Here is a 16,461-nt window from a genome sequence, read left to right as displayed (position 1 = left end):
CCCAGACACCGACACCCCAGGAACGCCATGGGGCACTGCCAACGCACCGCAGAGGGGCCGCTGGCGCGGCCCCTCTGCGGTGCGTTGGCAGTGCCCCATGGCGTTCCTGGGGTGTCGGTGTCTGGGTCGAGCGGATCGGTGTCGGGATGCTCGTGGTGGTGTCTCGCTGGCGCGATCCACGGTCGGTGGGGTGGGTGCGTCGGTGGGGTGGGTGACGGTGCAGTGCGGGGCTGTGTGGGTGGCTGTGCCCGGTGGGATAGGTGCGGGTACCGGTGTGGCCCTGTTCGGCGCTCTGGTGGGCGTGTGGGGGCTGTTCAGGGCGGGTGTCGGTGTGGGGGTGTCTGGGTACAGGGCCTGCCAGGACGAACCGGGGTGGCACAGCGGGTAGGTCGGGTCGCGATCGACGGCGGTCCCGGCAGGCGGCGGGAGCCGCCACACACGCCCCAGAGACGGCCGAACAAGCCCCGCACCTCCCCCAGCACCACCCCACCGCGTTGGGGCTGCGGCACCGGCCTGCTGTGCGGCCGTGCGGGGCTGTGATCGAGGACCGAACACACCCCACCAAACCACATCCACCAACCCACAACAAGTCCCCACCTAACGGAACTTCCACACTTCCAGACTTACAGACTTACAGCCTTACGGACTTACAGACTTCCGACCTTTCAATGTTACAGAGTTACAGACACCCGAACCCACGAAGTGCCGGACTCACAGAGTCACGAAGTGCCGAAGTCACGAAGTCCGGGAGCGGCCACACAGCACGCGCGACGACGGGGCAACAGGGACGCCCAGAGCGCAGGAGCACGAGAGCGGCGAGCGGCCACACGTCGGCACAGCAACAGGGCAGGAAAGGGGCGAGGGCACTGTCGGGGGTGATGAGAAGCTGACCGGTGAGGATGAGGTTCGCGGTATCCGCGATGTCCTCGCCCCGGGTGGTGGCGTGTGCCTCGATCAAGAGATAGGCGTCGGCGGGTGCGAGCGCGAGCTGGGCGAGCACGACGCCGGCCGCTTGATGGGTAGCTCGTTGGTGGAACCGGTGTCGGGAGCGGTCGTTGTGGCGGGTAATGACGCGTTGTAGCAGCCATCGGCTGATGGTGCCGGCGAGGACCCTGGCGGCTTCTGCCTGCACCGGGTGCACTTGCAGCGAGCGTTGTGCGTACACGTCGACGGCGCCAAGGAGGAACGGTCCGAACCGGAGGGGCACGGCGAACAATGCTCCGACCCCCGCGTCATTCGCGGCCGGGAGAAACAGGGGCCACCTGTCCGTCGGGTGGTCACGGACGTCCGGCTCGAGAACTGGACGGTTGTTGTGGAGCGCGTCCCAGCAGGGGCCTTCGCCGAGACTGAACTGAAGCTGGTCGATGTGGCATGCGCGGCTGTCGGTGGCCGAGATGGTTTCGTTGCCGGCGAGGTCACCGTACGACGCGACGGAGGCGCCATCACCCGGAACCAGGGTGAGGAACCGGGTTGCAAGCTCCGCCCCGGGCAGGGACGCAGCTGCGGGGACAAGGGTAGATCGTGGTGCATTCATGACGTGCTCTCTGACGCCAACTCACCGGGGCCGGACGGAAACGTCCAGCAACACGCCACGCAACGCGAGCGATGCCCTGACGCTACGTCGCGCACACTCGCCCACGCGCCGTTCATCCCCGATCCGCATACGCGTTACGGCTGGCAGGTTCGCGAACTGTCCCACAGTACAGTCCGACCATGACCAGGTCAGAGGCACATCGAGGTGAGGACCGTTTCGAGCGCCTCTCCAAAGGCCTGAGCAGTGTTCTGAACCCCGACCTCGAGGTCCTCGACGCCATGGACCGCGTGATCACGGCGTGCGTGGAGCTCACCTCAGCAACGGAAGCGGGGATCGTCCTGGCCGATGCGTCCGGGACCCTGCACGTCATCGCTTCGACGAGCGAACGCACGAGCGACGCGGAAGAGGCGCAGCTCGGCACGAACGAGGGCTCCTGCCTGGACTGCTTCCGGACAGGGAAGACGATCGACGTGCCCGACGTCACCACCCACGAGACCGTGTGGCCGACGTTCGCTGAGACGATGCACGAGAGAGGGCTTCGCGGGACATTAGCCGAGCCGATCCGCCTGCGCGATGGGACCATCGGTTCGATGTGTCTGTTCGCCGACCACACCGACGGACACGACGACCGCGACGTGGTTCTGATCCAGCTGCTCGCCGACGCGGCATCCGCCGCGCTCGTGCGGCAACGCGATGCCGGCCGGTTGCGCACCTTCGAGGAACAAATCGACGACGCAATCCAGGCACGAGTACTCGTCGAGCAAGCGAAGGGGGCCTTGGCCTACCGACGCGGCAATGCTCGGCTCCTAGACGCCGCCCTTGGTCAACGCTGACGGCGTTCGTCTTGGAACCGTCCCACTGACTAGTTCTGCTCAGGCACATCCTTGTAGGCAGTGACACGGATCGGTGTTGCAATCAAGCTGCGCACTCGGACGCGGAGATCCAAGACGTGTGACATTGCTTTCAGAACCTCGTACGGATCCACATCGTGAATGAGGAAGCTCGTGACAGGGAGCTCTCCGCCGTGCTGTTCCGCGATGCGCGGGTAGATGATCCCGCCTTCGGGAGCGAGACTTGCGTCGATCGCCAGGACGCGCAGCTCGTGCTCGCCCTCTCCCCCGCCGACGTCAATGCCAACGATCATCCACTCGTCTGCATCAAGTCCAACAAGCTCGTGCAGCGACGCGCCGGTCATGCGTTCGTCGATCTGCACCGAGCCCTGCCAGTCGGGGTATGTGACCTCAGCATCGCCCCAAATGTAATCCGCCATGCAGTGAGGATCGCATAGCTACCCCCGGCCGGCTGCTGTCTCGATAGCCGATCGTCTACCGAGACAGCCTCCTGACCTCTGTACAGCACTTCCGGGGATGACAGTGCGGCCACACCCGCAGAGCGGGTGTGGCCGCACTTGGCACGTTGGAGGTCAGCGGCCGTTGGGCTCGACGTGGTCACGCCAGGTGTGCTCGGGTGCCCAGCCGAGGTCGCGCTTCGCTGCGGCGTTCGAGAGCAACGATCCGAACTCGGCCAGCGTGCCGTTGACGGAGGCGTTCGGGTACCGCTCTGCGATGATCTTGGCGGTGGGGATGGGCATGACGGTGTCGTCGGCGACGATCAGGTACGGGTGGAAGCCGCGCTCGGTCTGGTGCAGGGCCTTCTCGGTGGCGGTTCCGACGTCGCGGCCGTCGATGTAGGACCAGATGTCCCACGCACGGGTGTCGAGGTTGTCGGCGAAGGAGGGGTACTCGTCGTACTCGTCGACGTTCTGCACGTAGGACAGGCGGAGCCCTGTGACACGCAGCTCGGGGTCGTTGTTGGTGTACTCCTCAGCGAGGTGCTCCATGAACAGCTTCGACAGACCGTAGGCGTTGCGGCCATGGCGGGCGGAGTCGTCGTCCAGTGGGAGGTAGTCGAGGTTGGCGGGGAACGGGACGCCGAGGACGGTCTCGCTGGATGCAAGGACGATGTCTTTCAGGCCGTGGCGGTGGGCCGCCTCGAAGACGTTGTAGCCGGCGATGACGTTGTTCTCGAACGTCTTCGCGTTGCTGTAGAGGCGGGGGTGAGGGACGGCTGCGAGGTGGACGACGACGTCGAAGGCGTTGTCGACGGTGTCGCCGAGGACGTCCCAGCCGACAGAGCCGAGAGCATCGAAGGTCTGGCCGTAGTCGGTGAGGTCGGCGACGATCGAGATGATGTCGGTGCGGGTGGCGGGGGTCTGGTCGATCCCGAAGACCTCGTGCCCGTCCTTGAGGAGCTGGTCGACGACGTGTTGGCCGACTTTGCCGTTGATGCCGGTGACGGCGACGCGCTTCTTCGTGGTGCTCATGGATCAGCCCTCCTGGGACTCGAGGGGGCGGGTCAGCTCGGCCTGCTTGGCGGCTTTCTCCGGCTCGGGGATGGTGCGGTTGCTGATGACGATCTGCTTGGTGTCGTCGTCGCCGCCGACGACGTGGTCATCCCCGGCGAGGAGGGCTTCGTAACCCTGCCGGGCGACTTCGGTCTTGTCGTTCTTCTTGAAGTCAGGGCCGAGCTTGGTGTTGTTCATCCCTGCGTGGGCGTGGAAGTCGCTGTCGGTGGCTCCTGGCAGGAGCGCGGTGACGCTGACACCGGTGTCCTTCAGCTCTTCGCGGAGCGACTCGGCGAAGGAGAACCCGAACGCCTTCGAGGGGCCGTACACGGTCTCGAACGGGGTGGGGGTGGTGGCGGAGATCGAGGAGACGATGAGGATGCGGCCGTGACCGTTGGGGACCATGTGCTGCACGACGCGCTTGGCGAGGTGGACGGTGCCCTTAATGTTGATGTCCAAAACGCGGAACTCGTCCTCGAGGGTGTTGTCGACGAACGCGCCGCCGAGGCCGATCCCGACGTTGAGCGCTGCCGCGTCGACGGGGCGGCCGAGGTCTCGGACGAAGGTCCAGAAGCCTTCGACGCCGTCGAAGGTGCTGGCGTCGGCCTGATGCGGATAGGCGTTGACGCCAAGGGCTTCCAAGGTTTCCGCGGCAGTGAAGACGCGGTCGCTGGAACCGGTGAGGGCGACGTCGTAGCCGCCGGTGGCGAACTGCTTCGCGAGCTCGAAGCCGATACCGGATGAGCCGCCCGTGACGAGGGCGAGGGGACGGGTGTCAGTCATGGGATCTGCCTTCCGACGTGATCGTGGTGCGCGTCCGTTCGGTCGTCATTCGGGGGCCGAACGGATGCATGGAACGAGTGGTCCGTGCCGTGAAATGTCGCTCTGGTGTCGGGTAGGTCATCGGTCGGCGCTGCGGCTGACGTGCTCGCGGGCGGCGATGTCGTCACGAACCATGTCGAACTTCTCGAGGATGCCGTCGTAGGCGATGTTCCCGAGAGGCAGACGCTGCGGCGGATTGTCGTCTTGGGCGACGTCCACGATCGCGACGGCGGCCTTCGCGGGGTCGCCGGGCTCCTGGCCGGCACCCCGGCGAGACCCCTGACGATTCGCGCCGGCGGTGCTGGCGTAGTCGGAGATCTCCCGGTCGGGCTTGGTCTCGGCAGCAGAGTTGCCAGCCCAGTCGGTCGCGAAAGGTCCGGGCTCGACCAGCACCACACGGATGCCGAGCGGAGCGACCTCCTGCGCAATGGCTTCCGAGAGGCCCTCGACGGCGAACTTGGACGCGTTGTACCAGGACAGCGCGGGGAACGAGCGAAGGCCTCCGACCGAGGAGACGTTGATGATGGTGCCACTGCGGCGTGCGCGCATGCCGGGCAGGAGCGCCTTCGTGACTGCAGCGAGACCGAACACGTTGATCTCCATCAGGCGACGCTCTTCGGCCTCCTCGCCTTCCTCGAAAGCGGCGAAGTAGCCGATGCCGGCGTTGTTGAACAGGACGTCGATGCCACCGGTGCGCTGCTCCGCTTCCGCCGTGACGGAGCGGATCTGGCCGGCGTCAGCGACGTCGAGCTTCATCGGGATGACGTTGTCTCCGCCCGCGTCGATGATGTCGGAGAGTGCGTCCGTGTTCCGTGCGGTGGCGACGACGGTGTCGCCCCGCCGCAGGGCCTCGAGTGCGACCTCGCGGCCGAATCCGCGCGAAGCGCCAGTGATGAGCCAGGTAGCCATGAAACAGGTGTCCTCTCGATCGGGGCCGGAAGATCTCCGGCGCCCATCCAGGACACCGGGGGCGGGGAAGGTGTGTCAGGGCCGCGGTGTCGTAGGACATGGAGGCCCACCCACCTCCGTGCCGCCGAGAGTGTGTCTCGGGAACAATGAGCACATGGCGAAGAACGAAGCGCTCAGCGAGTTCCTGACGGGCAAGCGGGCCGCCGTCACCCCGGCACAGGTCGGTCTCTCCGCCACGGGTCCTCGACGCGTTCCCGGGCTGCGCCGCGAGGAAATTGCCTTCCTGGCAGGAGTCAGCGTCGATTGGTACATCCGCCTCGAGCAGGGCAGGCAGGTGACGCCTTCGGAGTCGGTGTTGGCGGCGATCGCGAAGATCCTGCTCCTCGACGACGCCGAACACGACTACCTCGTGAACCTCGCCCGGCCCGCGGCCGGGATCACGGGAGGCCCCGCCGAGGCTCCGGTGCGGCCTGGGATCGTGAAGATGTTGCGTTCCTTCGACCGCCAGGCAGCGTTCGTCGTGGGCCCCCGAACCGAGGTCCTCACCGGAAACGACCTGGCTTGGGCGCTCCTGACGGACTTCCCGAGTAGGGAACCCGACGACCGGAATCTGCTGCGCTGGATCCTTCTCGACCCGGATGCCAGAAAGCTCTACGCCGACTGGGCCGTCGTCGCATCAGAGATGGTCGGAGTGCTCCAGCTCGAGGCAAGCTCCTACCCCAACGACCAAGCCATGGCTGCCTTCCTCGGAGAGCTTGCAACCAAGAGCCCGGAGTTTCGAACGTGGTGGAGCATCCCCAACCCACTTGGGCGCACATCGGGCCGCAAGCTGTTCCTGCACCCGGCCGTCGGGGAGATCCTCATCGACTGGGAAGCCTTCGTGGTTCCCGGCCCCGAAGGACAGACGATGTTCGTCAACAGTCCCGCGGACGCAGCCGCAGAAGAATCACTGCACCTGCTTGCCTCATGGTGGGCAACCAAGACCAAGCCGCGCGCAGAGCCACGACCCACTGAGCCGACGACCTTCACGCGACTGTCTCGGTAGCCGATCGCCTACCGAACGAGTCCACTTGCATCCATTGACAAGATCAGGCGGACAATCCGTACCCCTCGGAGTCGTTCCGGTGTCTATTGGGTCATGACGCCGCGCATCCCGAAACTGCCGCTGACAACCACCGTCAACCGCCATGAGCTCCACATCGACTACGTGCCAAGCACCACAGCGCACCGCAGCTGGACCGTCACCGAGCACTTCAGCTCCGTCACCGTCGGTCACCCCTCGCTGCGCTACGAAAACGGCGTGTTCAGCACTGACACCTCAACCGGAGTCGTGTCCGACCCGGACTGGCACGTCGTGCTCGAACATGCCTTCGCTCGCGCCTGACCGATCAGTGAGGCCCGGGGCGAGCTGCTCCGATCAGGTGGCAGCCCGCCCCGCTGACAGCGGGAACCACCCTGCTGCTCCCTCCAGGATGCTCCACAAACAGCCCGGGTACCGTGCCGACGATGACAGCGGCACGATCCCGTCGTCGGAGCATCCGACGCCGGCAACGGCCACCGCGCGGAGCCCGGCGGACGACCTGGTGGGAATGGGCAGGCCTTGGCACCCTGGGCGCCATCGCCATCGCCATCGCCATCGCACTCGGCCTCGGCCTCGGCCTCGGCCTCGGCCTGACCGTCGCAGCACTCATCCTCCGCTGAACCAGGCGACCTCAACTACGTCGCGATAGCCGATCCTCTACCGGCCCCATCGGCCCCCAATCGGCCACGGGCGTTCGCTTCGATCACTCACTTCTGAACGCATCGCAGTCGGTCAGGAGAAGCCCGGCGATGCCAGCGACGTGTGCACGCCTCTGCGGCGCAGTCCAGGGTCGTGCATGACCTTCTCGACTGGAGGCCCCGCCGTCGGCAGAACCATTCCTGGTGTGGAGCATCATCTCGTCGACGCGAGCGGAGTCCGGTGGCACGTCGTCACGGCTGGCGCCGGCCCCGTGGTGGTGCTCGCTGCCGGATTCCCGCAGAGCTGGTGGGCCTGGCGGCACGTCATCCCCCTGCTCGCCCGGCACCACTCGGTCCTCGCGATCGACCTGCCCGGGCAGGGTGACTCCGGTCCGTCCCCGGTGGGCTACGCACCGTGGGATGTGGCCGGCCCCATCGCCGGGCTTCTCGACGCGCTCGGGCTCGCCGAGGTCACGTTCGTCGGTCTCGACGTCGGCGCCTGGGTCGGCTTCGCGCTCGGCTATCGCAGCCCCGATCGGCTCCGCGCACTCGCACTCGTCGACGGCAACATCGCAGGGATCAACCTCAACCTGGACGACGACGACGGTCACGGCGGCTGGCACTTCCTCTTCCAGCGCGTCCCAGAGCTCCCCGAAGCGATGCTGGTCGGGATGCTCGAGTACTACCGGGCCGCCCCACGAACGAGCGTGTCAACACGGCGCTGACGACGCCGATGCCGGTGCCGGTGCCGGTGCCGGTGCCGGTGCTGACGATCAAGGGCGCACGGTCCGGCTCCTCAAAGCTCGCCGAGGGCCTGAGGGACCGCACCGCTCATGCGACCTCGATCGTCCTCACCGACACCGGGCACTACGTCCCCGAGGAGCGACCTGCGGAGGTCGCCGCCGCCATCACCACCCTCGTGAAGTCCGTGGCGGCCACGCCCTGACGCTTCCTACGTCACGAGGCGTTGTTGCGCGTCTTAGACCGTCTCGATAGGCGATGCGTAGCCACGCACGAAGGCCAACCCCACAAACGCAGAACAGCCGGCCACCATGGAGGTGGCCGGCTGTTCTCGTTCACGCCGATACGGCACCATCTTGTCGCGGCCGAGCTCCGCAACTCATCGGTGGCCCATTCAGACCGCGCCTTAGCATGCTCGCCAGACAACACCCACGTGAGTCGACCGAGTTTGCAACGGAACCTAGAACGTCATGCCGGCGCCTGCGTCCGGACAACCTAGTAGGCTCGTCCTGCACAGGATGCAAATATTGGTTGCTCGGCGCGTTTCACGTACCTCAGAATACCCCACTCCGGGTACACCATGCCCAGAGCGACGTATTAGATAAATCAGCGATCAGGACGAGGAGCCATGCCATTGAACACAGCCCATCGAGTTGCTGTAGAGCTGTTCACATACCCCTGACCACCGGCGTACTGGAAACCGAGATAGCACCCTGGTTCAGCATAACTTGTGACCTCATAGGTAATATTGGCAATCAGCTTCACGCTGACAGCGCGATCTGGAGCGTCAACGGCTACGCAGCGCTCGAAAGAACCACGTACCTGCTTGATTTTGATTGCCTTGATCTCCCTAGGGGAATCACCCACCGGTCGGAAGGTGAGTACGACTGAGGGCTTCGTGATCACGGACGGTGACGGAGCAGCCAGGGCCGCCCCGTTCGCAAAACCGCAAGCTCCAGTGACCGCAGCAGCAGAGACCACGGCCAACGCAACGAGGCGATGTCTGATTGATCGTGTGCCAAGCATAATATCTCCCAATCTATTACTTTCTGCGCCCTACCTTTTTGACGCTTCGCTCTCAAGCGGAAACAATCCAATTCGATGAAGTAGGCCACACTCTGCGCGTCTTCCACCCCGCATCCCCCATTTCTGACTGACGAACGCCAGAACTGCACGGAGATGACAATCTAACCCAATGTGCCGTCACTTCAGAGCATAAGGAGCCGGCGGACGCCCAGCGTAAACTGTCCAATGGCTCGACGTGTTACTATTGATGATGCCCCTCGAACCAATATAGAAATTGCCGTCGGGGCAATTCAACTTTGAGAAGCTGTACACATTATAGTCCGTGTCAGGAAGGATCGAATTGGTCACGGGCACCACCTTCCACTGACCCCCCGTACCGGGAACGGAGAACGCATCGAAGTTGTAGCAACGGCCAACATTGCCACCCGGTTCCCTAATCAGGATGGACTTGACGGGGTGTGGATTGTTCCCCCAATAGGTCTGGAATACCATTGGCACGGCCGTACTCATGCTTCCGCGCAAGTCGTAATCTCGAGTCGCTGCCGAGGCCGACCCAGTTCCAGTGCCGACAGTTGTAAGCAAAACAAGCGCAAGGGCAAGAACCGGCAGAAACAGTTTGAATCGGTTGATTGCCTGATACACAGGTAACTCCTTTTTTTCGGCCCCAATGGCCGGGATGTTTCTCGCGGTTTGAAAGAGATCTGGTCAGCTCAAGAGAGCCGCATTGCTAAGAACGTACATATGGACCGAGGCGTGAGAACATGCTGGCTACTTCTGCTGGTAAAGGTGCACGGAAGTGTGCTGCAATTTGCCCGGCTCGAGCCGAATGCCACGCACGACTGCCCGATGCGCCAGCCGATCTCTCACGACAACAATGAATGGGCCGGTTCCTGCTCCCTGAGGAGCGAGCCAATATCCGTACGCAGTTCTGACCAGGGGTTGCAGGTGCGTGGATCGCACGAGTTGCACACTGCTCAGTTCGTTACCGTTGTTGAGGATTTGGAGTGCCATCCACGATGCAGAGGAGCCCTCTTTAACTCGCACTGTCAGACTCGGAACATCGGGATTTCGCACAACGTGGTAGGAGACCTTCACGAGGCCCGCGTTATAATTATCGATCCGTCGAAAGGCCTTGGAACTGAGATCGATGTGTCCCGGCTCGCAGCCAGGACACTGGTCCACGACGATAACTCGGACCTTCCCTCGTGCACCTCGGACTTCGAGGTACTCACCACAAGCCGCTCCATGCTTGTACTCCGACGGGCTCACAGCGACGTATAGATCGCCTGCAGGAACCTCGGGAAAAGAGCAATTCCCGTTGGCGACATGTTGACCAGGTCGTAATGAGTCGCAATTTTGTGCGCTGGTTGAGGTTGCGTTTGGTTCTCAGCTGATCCATTTGTGATGAGAGACAGGATTATTGCTGCACTCCCCGTGAACGCCGCCCCTGACGAATCGACCACATCACACGCACGTCGATGACCGCTGTTCGACCCAATGATGCACCGTCGCAGAACCGGATCCATTGTCTACTTCGATGCCAAACTCGGTTCCTACCAGGCGCAGCGCGGGGTCCGCGCCTTGGCCAGCGGCCAGCCGCATGAATTGCATCAGATCGAGTTGCCCTCTGAGTGCACTGTTGTCCGATACAAAGGAAACGACTGGCCCGCCGAACGCGCCGTCCCCCTTCCAAACTGACCACACCCGGCCAGCTATGCGCGCTTTTCCCACCGGCGAACCAGCCGGAGTGGTTCCTTCGTGCTCTCCCCAAATCATGACCTCAAGGGTTGGGTGGGTTTGCCAAGAGAGGTTTGGCGACGTTGACGCCCATAGGTCATATGCAACGTCGTAGCTGCCAACAGCCTTAACTTCATAGCCTACTTTGCTGCGCAGAGCGCATGACGACGGGCTACTGACATGAATCGGCAGAAGACCGTTATGCAGCTTCGGGGTGTCCCAATGCCACCCTCGCACAATGGACGGATAGCCTTTTACGTTCTTTGTGGTCCCAGGCCAGTTCCACTCAAAGAGCGCTCGCTCTTGACGTTTTCGGATGGTTTGCCTGCCTGCTCCGTCGCTGCCCCACATGTTGTTATAGATGTAACTACCGTCGTTATAGACGGGAATCTTCGCGCCCGCGTCACTACTAGCTTGTGCAGTGCCTGCTACGAGGTTGAGAGCTGAGGCGGCAGTGATGATCAGTGCAACGGTTTTCGTAATCAGCATGAATATCTCCAGGTGAGTCCGAACGTCGGCCTTGTCGGACCCGCACGACCGAACGGTCGGTTTTCGCTAGACGATCGTCTAGGCTGGAAAGCTAGACGCCCTGGGCCGACCTTGTCTAGGGGGCATGGCGCGAAAGGGCCCGCCTGTATGAATTCGCAGAACCTGCAACCTCACTCCACGGGGCAACGACTCGTTGGCACGGCTCGTCGCTCGTCGGAGCGGGAGCGCACCCCGTGAAGCGGGTACTGTGACCGAACAAACGCAGTACAGAAGAAAGGCAACGCTCACTCATCATTGACCGGCGTCCCTGCCCTGTTAACGACCTAGCTGTAGTTCCCGGTGAGGTTGTGGATGCGTTCTTGTGGGGTTTCGCCGCCGAGGCCGGTGTGTGGTCGGTGGTGATTGCAGTGATGCAGCCAGTCCGCGTAGGTCGCGGTCCTGGCTGCATCCCTGTCGTAGTGGCGGGCGTACGCTCACTCCGCCGCGAGGGTTCGGTTGAACCGCTCAACCTTCCCGTTCGTCTGGGGTCGGTAGGGACGTGTGAAGCGGTGCTTGGTCTGACCGAGCGCGGCCGCGGAGGCGTGGGAGCGGTAGCAGGCGCCGTTGTCCGTCACCATCGCGTCGACCTGGATGCCGGCGGCTGTGAAGAACATCTTCGCTCGGTCCCAGAACCCGACCGCGGTGTCGCCGAGCTCGTCGTCGTGGATCTCTGAATACGCCAACCGGGAGTAGCCATCGACCGCGTGGTGCAGGAACCGGAACCCGCGACAACCGCGCATCCCGCCGAGCTGCGCGGTCCCGATTCACGCCAGCGGCGCAGTCCTGCGCTGATCTGCGGCCATGGGCCCGCCACCCGCCACCGTCCGGGATCCGGCATTGCTTCTTGGTGTCGACGTGGACCAGCTTGCCAGGACGGGTTCTTTCGTATCGGACCGGTGCCCGCCGGCGCCCCGCCAATCCGGTGGCCTGGTCGATGTTGCGCAGTAACGGCATTCGGAACCGGGCCAGGACCCGCCCGACCGTTGATCGGGCCAGATGCAGATGAAACGCGATCCGGTGCGGCCCCCCACCGCTGTGTCAGACGCAGCGCGATGATCTGCCGCTCGGTCCGCGACGGCAGCCGGCTCGGACTGCTAAGGGACGTGATGACCGGTCCCGCATCGACAACCCGGCCCGATACCGGCGAGCCCATTTCGCTGCGGTCGCGGGTGAGCACTGGAACCGTTCCGCCGCTCGACGGATCGGCCAACTATCCTCGACGATCAGCCGGGCAAGACGTTCCCTGCCAGTCGGGATGAACGGGGCATTAGCGTGAGTCATGAAGACCTCCGGTGCGACGTGGTGTGTAGTAACTCACATCGCCCCGGAGGTCTCCTTCTCACGTCACCCGATCACAACGTCCCGAGGAACTACACCTAGCGCTGGGTAGCTCAGAGGCACTGAACACCACGCAACGATCGAGCACCGCATCAAACGGCGCGCAGCCAAGACGACGACCAAGGTTCTCCCGGATCGCCAGCAATGCGGCCGTCTTGAGCGCAATGTACCGTCCCAAACCACGGCAATCACTCGCCCGCCCAGGGCGCCAGGCAACGAGGCCGTCTGCATGGCCCCTTCACCCCGCTGGCCCCCCTCCCCCGTTTGCACGTCCAGCGACGAAGCCACGACACCGACCGCGATGCAACAAGAACACTGAAGCGCCGTTACACAGGGCCCGACTCATGAGTCGACCGACTTGGCGCCTTCAGTTACACCGACGACGCACGACGACACGGTCGGCAGCGCCGGGCACGACCACGACTCGCCGAACCAGACAGAGCCGAGAGCAGCGAACCGTTCAGGGCACGAGATCCCCCGATATGGGTCGAGAAACGGAACCGGAAGGCCAACACGCACCTGAAGCAATCTTCAGAGACGTCGTCCGCAAGTCCGCTATACGATCGTCTGGCGAGCCACGGTAACGACAGCGCTACTTCTTCGTATGCCTCGGAACAGGACGAAAGCGAAAAGGCTTTTGCTTCGCATGTCTCGATGCACGCCTGCGTCTTTGGCGACACCGGGAACATACGTGGACGGCGATACTCACGCGATTGATCGGTTACTGTCAACACTAGACAATTTATGCACCTCCAGCCAAATTAACTGCTCTGAAATACGTCCGGAGCGTTGACAATACCCGCGGGCTCTCCGGCGCCCAGCTCGCCCTTCGGTGACATATCACAATTCATAGGCGGGATTGCGACACGACCAATCCACCATTTCGGCCCGGAACAGATTGAATGCCATGCACAATCCCCTGAAGAGGAACCCGCCGCTTGCACCGAGTATGCGTGGCAAGCGGATAACACTCGCCGTCGCCATTTCACTCGTCGGTGCCATCGTGTTGCCGGTTGCGTGCAGCTCACCCTCCTGGGGTGTTCCCAACGCCCCTCTTCGGGAGACACTGCCGGTGCGTGCCGGCACCGTCCTAACCTTCACGGGGCAGCAGGTCGGTCCGGCATATGTACCTGACAAGTACTGCACGGCTGGGGCAGTCACGCAATGGAACAGTGCACTAGCTCGACTCACCCAGTACGTAGCCGCAATCCGTTATGTGGTCACCGCTGCCCACTGCGCATCACGAGTCGGGCAAACCGTGCAAGTAGCGGGAGAAAGTGTCGGACGCGTCTACTGGATTTCTCATGAATCCGACCTAGCCCTCGTTCGCGTGGAACCGACGCAGATTCGGCGCCTTCAATGCTCCGGGTCCGTGAGCGGTGCTCCACACTGCACAATCGTCTCACACGTCGTGCCCCGGGCAGTCGGACAGATTGTTTTCGGATCAAGCGGTGTTCCAAACTCCGGCGTACTCACCGTAACCGGCTCTAGTATTCCCGCTGATCGCGAGTACTTCTGCATGAGTGGTATCGCCACAGGAACCAACTGCGATCAGATTAACACTACAGTACCCTTCGGCTTGCAGCTACCGCCGCACCAGCAGATAGCGTACTCCACGGGAGTGGTTATCCGAAACGGGGACTCCGGAGCCCCGGTTTTCAGCAGATCGGGAAAGCTGTACGGCATTCTAAGCGCTTCATATAACGACGCCTTCGAACGATACTCGACATACGTTCCCATCGGGCGATTCTTCGACGAGCAACCGGCATACGGCCTGGTACTCGGATGAAGACGGGGCAGCGGCCCGTTCGACACGCAAATTTCTCGGGCAGTTAAAGGACTCGAGGGCCTCGTTACCCGGCCGCAGTCCTCAAACCTATGTGGATGGAACCTTCCATGCTGAAACAAGCTAGAACGAACATTCCCTACAAATCAAAGCGCCGCCCCCGGAGGACAAACAAGGGTCCGAGAAACACTGGTTCAGCTCAGACCAGGCCGGCTGCAATGGTCCGTCTCGGCGCGGCAGCAGTCGTCGGTTCCCTGCTTCTGTTTGGCCTCGAAGTGTCAAACGCTTCTGCCGTCGAACCTACAATCCCACGTAATCCAGATCGTGCCGCCCTACCAATTATCTCCGGAACGAAAGTCGTCGGACCGGAGAGCTATGGGTCTTGCACAGTGGGAGCAGTACTTACACCTTCGAGTTGGTTCTCGAGAATTACACCCTATCAGCAAGCTACTAGATGGATTGTGATTGCGAAGCATTGTGCACCGATGTACGCGAGTATTCACGTAGGAAGCAGAACGGTTGGGAACGTGGTCTGGCAATCCGCAACCTCCGACATCGAGCTCGTCCGAGTTTCGCCACAACCCGAGAATATGCGCGCTGTGTGCGTGGGTTCGAGCCACCCCGAGACCTGCGTGCTGCATCCTCGGTACATGCCACTGGCGAATAATCGAGTCTTCTTTCTTTCTGGTGGACGAGAAAGCCGCATGACCGTAAGCGGCTGGGAAGATGCACCAGATGAACGATTCTGTACCAGCGGGTTTGCAACCGGAGTCAGATGCGAATTCAACAAATTTGAGCTCGGTCCCGGTATGTACGAGGGGCCCTACCAGCACCTGCAGGCAGCAAGTAGCTCCGTCCTCGACAGCGTAGCGCCAGGCGACTCGGGTGGGCCTGTCCTCACCTATAGTCGGAACCTCATTGGGGTCATCTCGAGCGGGTTGAGCGGCCACCTAGCTCGACACTATGGGTTCTACTATACGCCAATGCGGCAAGTTATGACTGAACTTCACTCCTACAGTCTCGGCCCGTCCGAATTTCCGGCGGCTGACGGTGAGTCGAACCCGTTAGTGAAGGCTGACGAATCCGTCGATGCGGGATGGACACTAGCACCGACGGAACCAACGACTCACAATAGTGAGACACGCCCCGTACGGATGCAAACGACCGATAGCTCCATGTATTTCGGTCCTGCAGTTAGTCAGCAACGGACGCGCGCCGAGCGGTAGCAGCAACTATCGCCACGCCGCGAACTATTCAATCAATTGCCGCCACCCGGTCAACTGAACACCGGGAACATCCGTACCCGTTAATGATTACCGATTGGCCCGATCGAAACACTCCCGTGCACCGTCTGATCAAAGACAGACACCCTGACCCCGTCGCTCAATTTAACTTTTTGAAAGGGAAGCTCTAATGAGTGTCACACATTTCTTCACGCAACGCTCGACCCGTGTGATTAACGTCTTCATTTTGCTTACCGCTACAACAGCGATCGCGTCGTCCGCCATGGTTGGCATGACCCCTACAAGCGCAAACGCGGCAACCGTCCATACCTATTCGGCCGAGACACAGCGGAACCAGCCCAACGGATCGAATGCGACAGGTTCGGCGCCCCAGGACACGACCACGGTGACTCCCGGTTCTGCAACTACAAGTGATCCGACGGGGATTGAAGACAGCAAACGATGGGTCGGTGTGAACAGCCACGGCCCGTGGATCAACCTGTCGATTACCGCGCAGAAGGTCATCCTCGCAATGACATCGGCGGCCGTTACATCGGCGGTTTGTCGTCTGCCTGAAGTCGGTTGGGCTTTGTGTGCCCTTTCCGCTGTAGCCTTTACGGGACTGTTCGAGCTGCTGAAGAATCAGCATATTTGCCCGGACGATAAGCCTGTTTTCAAGTGGTACCTCAGCGATCACCCTTCGTACTGTCATTAACTGTATCAATATGGCCAATAGTCGAGTACACCTCGCGTC

Annotated in this window: 16 protein-coding genes and 2 pseudogenes; 9 read left to right on the top strand and 9 right to left on the bottom strand. The window is 62.4% G+C overall.

Going from position 1 to position 16,461, the window contains the following annotated elements:
- Positions 1–679: 679 nt before the first annotated feature.
- On the bottom strand, positions 680–1,534 hold the full coding sequence (locus KK097_RS14380) for a GAF domain-containing protein (protein WP_181243044.1): 855 nt from the start codon (positions 1,532–1,534) through the stop codon (positions 680–682).
- Positions 1,535–1,713: 179 nt separating this feature from the next.
- Here KK097_RS14380 and KK097_RS14375 point away from each other — a divergent pair, with 179 nt between their 5' ends.
- Positions 1,714–2,367: a GAF domain-containing protein gene (locus KK097_RS14375; RefSeq protein ID WP_128781649.1), complete on the top strand. Its 654-nt coding sequence runs from the start codon at positions 1,714–1,716 to the stop codon at positions 2,365–2,367.
- Between the two features lie 29 nt (positions 2,368–2,396).
- Here the strand turns inward: KK097_RS14375 and KK097_RS14370 are convergent, their stop codons facing one another.
- The 4 genes from KK097_RS14370 to KK097_RS14355 all read right to left on the bottom strand — a co-directional run bounded on the left by KK097_RS14370 (position 2,397) and on the right by KK097_RS14355 (position 5,609).
- Positions 2,397–2,804: a hypothetical protein gene (locus KK097_RS14370; protein ID WP_128781650.1), complete on the bottom strand. Its 408-nt coding sequence runs from the start codon at positions 2,802–2,804 to the stop codon at positions 2,397–2,399.
- A gap of 153 nt (positions 2,805–2,957) precedes the next feature.
- Positions 2,958–3,857 (bottom strand): NAD-dependent epimerase/dehydratase family protein, encoded by a 900-nt coding sequence (locus KK097_RS14365; protein ID WP_128781651.1) that lies wholly within the window; start codon positions 3,855–3,857, stop codon positions 2,958–2,960.
- A gap of 3 nt (positions 3,858–3,860) precedes the next feature.
- Positions 3,861–4,661, bottom strand: a complete 801-nt coding sequence (locus KK097_RS14360; protein ID WP_214545249.1) for an SDR family NAD(P)-dependent oxidoreductase — start codon at positions 4,659–4,661, stop codon at positions 3,861–3,863.
- Positions 4,662–4,778: 117 nt separating this feature from the next.
- On the bottom strand, positions 4,779–5,609 hold the full coding sequence (locus KK097_RS14355; RefSeq protein ID WP_128781653.1) for an oxidoreductase: 831 nt from the start codon (positions 5,607–5,609) through the stop codon (positions 4,779–4,781).
- A 154-nt stretch (positions 5,610–5,763) separates the two neighbouring features.
- On the opposite strand from KK097_RS14355, the gene KK097_RS14350 reads away from it, so the two are divergent.
- From KK097_RS14350 to KK097_RS14330, 5 genes are all read left to right on the top strand, one after another.
- Positions 5,764–6,654 carry a helix-turn-helix transcriptional regulator gene (locus KK097_RS14350; RefSeq protein ID WP_128781654.1) on the top strand — a complete coding sequence of 297 codons (891 nt, stop codon included), beginning with the start codon at positions 5,764–5,766 and terminating at the stop codon, positions 6,652–6,654.
- Between the two features lie 93 nt (positions 6,655–6,747).
- Complete coding sequence (locus KK097_RS14345; protein ID WP_128781655.1) at positions 6,748–6,993, top strand: hypothetical protein; 246 nt, start codon at positions 6,748–6,750, stop codon at positions 6,991–6,993.
- Between the two features lie 122 nt (positions 6,994–7,115).
- On the top strand, positions 7,116–7,310 hold the full coding sequence (locus tag KK097_RS14340) for a hypothetical protein (RefSeq protein WP_128781656.1): 195 nt from the start codon (positions 7,116–7,118) through the stop codon (positions 7,308–7,310).
- A 224-nt stretch (positions 7,311–7,534) separates the two neighbouring features.
- On the top strand, positions 7,535–8,053 hold the full coding sequence (locus KK097_RS14335; RefSeq protein WP_164941291.1) for an alpha/beta fold hydrolase: 519 nt from the start codon (positions 7,535–7,537) through the stop codon (positions 8,051–8,053).
- Positions 8,054–8,061: 8 nt separating this feature from the next.
- Positions 8,062–8,274 carry an alpha/beta fold hydrolase gene (locus KK097_RS14330; protein WP_128781658.1) on the top strand — a complete coding sequence of 71 codons (213 nt, stop codon included), beginning with the start codon at positions 8,062–8,064 and terminating at the stop codon, positions 8,272–8,274.
- 401 nt (positions 8,275–8,675) lie between these two features.
- On the opposite strand, the gene KK097_RS14325 is transcribed toward KK097_RS14330, so the two are convergent.
- The 4 genes and pseudogenes from KK097_RS14325 to KK097_RS14310 form a co-directional block, all read right to left on the bottom strand.
- On the bottom strand, positions 8,676–8,936 hold the full coding sequence (locus KK097_RS14325; RefSeq protein ID WP_214530735.1) for a hypothetical protein: 261 nt from the start codon (positions 8,934–8,936) through the stop codon (positions 8,676–8,678).
- 927 nt (positions 8,937–9,863) lie between these two features.
- A pseudogene (locus KK097_RS18860) lies at positions 9,864–10,409 on the bottom strand (expansin EXLX1 family cellulose-binding protein); the annotation flags it as partial.
- Between the two features lie 150 nt (positions 10,410–10,559).
- Positions 10,560–11,321 (bottom strand): GH12 family glycosyl hydrolase domain-containing protein, encoded by a 762-nt coding sequence (locus KK097_RS14315; protein WP_128781660.1) that lies wholly within the window; start codon positions 11,319–11,321, stop codon positions 10,560–10,562.
- A 323-nt stretch (positions 11,322–11,644) separates the two neighbouring features.
- Positions 11,645–12,641: pseudogene (locus tag KK097_RS14310) on the bottom strand (IS481 family transposase).
- Positions 12,642–13,605: 964 nt separating this feature from the next.
- On the opposite strand from KK097_RS14310, the gene KK097_RS18855 reads away from it, so the two are divergent.
- The 3 genes from KK097_RS18855 (at position 13,606) to KK097_RS14295 (ending at position 16,422) form a co-directional block, all read left to right on the top strand.
- Positions 13,606–14,487, top strand: a complete 882-nt coding sequence (locus KK097_RS18855; RefSeq protein WP_128781661.1) for a trypsin-like serine protease — start codon at positions 13,606–13,608, stop codon at positions 14,485–14,487.
- Positions 14,488–14,576: 89 nt separating this feature from the next.
- Entirely contained in the window at positions 14,577–15,710 is a 1,134-nt protein-coding gene (locus KK097_RS18850) for a trypsin-like serine protease (protein ID WP_367575484.1), read from the top strand.
- A gap of 226 nt (positions 15,711–15,936) precedes the next feature.
- Entirely contained in the window at positions 15,937–16,422 is a 486-nt protein-coding gene (locus KK097_RS14295; RefSeq protein WP_181243045.1) for a hypothetical protein, read from the top strand.
- Positions 16,423–16,461: the final 39 nt, after the last annotated feature.

This window comes from Curtobacterium flaccumfaciens (assembly GCF_018598405.1).
In the GTDB taxonomy this organism is placed as follows: Bacteria; Actinomycetota; Actinomycetes; order Actinomycetales; family Microbacteriaceae; genus Curtobacterium; species Curtobacterium aurantiacum.
The sequence above is the reverse complement of the archived record's forward strand: the minus strand, read 5'-3'. Positions and strand labels throughout refer to the sequence as shown.

Coding starts and splice junctions, on each gene's coding strand:
- KK097_RS14380 (WP_181243044.1), bottom strand. CDS start 1,534: ATGAATGCACCACGATCTACCCTTGTCCCCGCAGCTGCGTCCCTGCCC.
- KK097_RS14375 (WP_128781649.1), top strand. CDS start 1,714: ATGACCAGGTCAGAGGCACATCGAGGTGAGGACCGTTTCGAGCGCCTC.
- KK097_RS14370 (WP_128781650.1), bottom strand. CDS start 2,804: ATGGCGGATTACATTTGGGGCGATGCTGAGGTCACATACCCCGACTGG.
- KK097_RS14365 (WP_128781651.1), bottom strand. CDS start 3,857: ATGAGCACCACGAAGAAGCGCGTCGCCGTCACCGGCATCAACGGCAAA.
- KK097_RS14360 (WP_214545249.1), bottom strand. CDS start 4,661: ATGACTGACACCCGTCCCCTCGCCCTCGTCACGGGCGGCTCATCCGGT.
- KK097_RS14355 (WP_128781653.1), bottom strand. CDS start 5,609: ATGGCTACCTGGCTCATCACTGGCGCTTCGCGCGGATTCGGCCGCGAG.
- KK097_RS14350 (WP_128781654.1), top strand. CDS start 5,764: ATGGCGAAGAACGAAGCGCTCAGCGAGTTCCTGACGGGCAAGCGGGCC.
- KK097_RS14345 (WP_128781655.1), top strand. CDS start 6,748: ATGACGCCGCGCATCCCGAAACTGCCGCTGACAACCACCGTCAACCGC.
- KK097_RS14340 (WP_128781656.1), top strand. CDS start 7,116: ATGACAGCGGCACGATCCCGTCGTCGGAGCATCCGACGCCGGCAACGG.
- KK097_RS14330 (WP_128781658.1), top strand. CDS start 8,062: ATGCCGGTGCCGGTGCCGGTGCCGGTGCCGGTGCTGACGATCAAGGGC.
- KK097_RS14315 (WP_128781660.1), bottom strand. CDS start 11,321: ATGCTGATTACGAAAACCGTTGCACTGATCATCACTGCCGCCTCAGCT.
- KK097_RS18855 (WP_128781661.1), top strand. CDS start 13,606: ATGCACAATCCCCTGAAGAGGAACCCGCCGCTTGCACCGAGTATGCGT.
- KK097_RS18850 (WP_367575484.1), top strand. CDS start 14,577: ATGTGGATGGAACCTTCCATGCTGAAACAAGCTAGAACGAACATTCCC.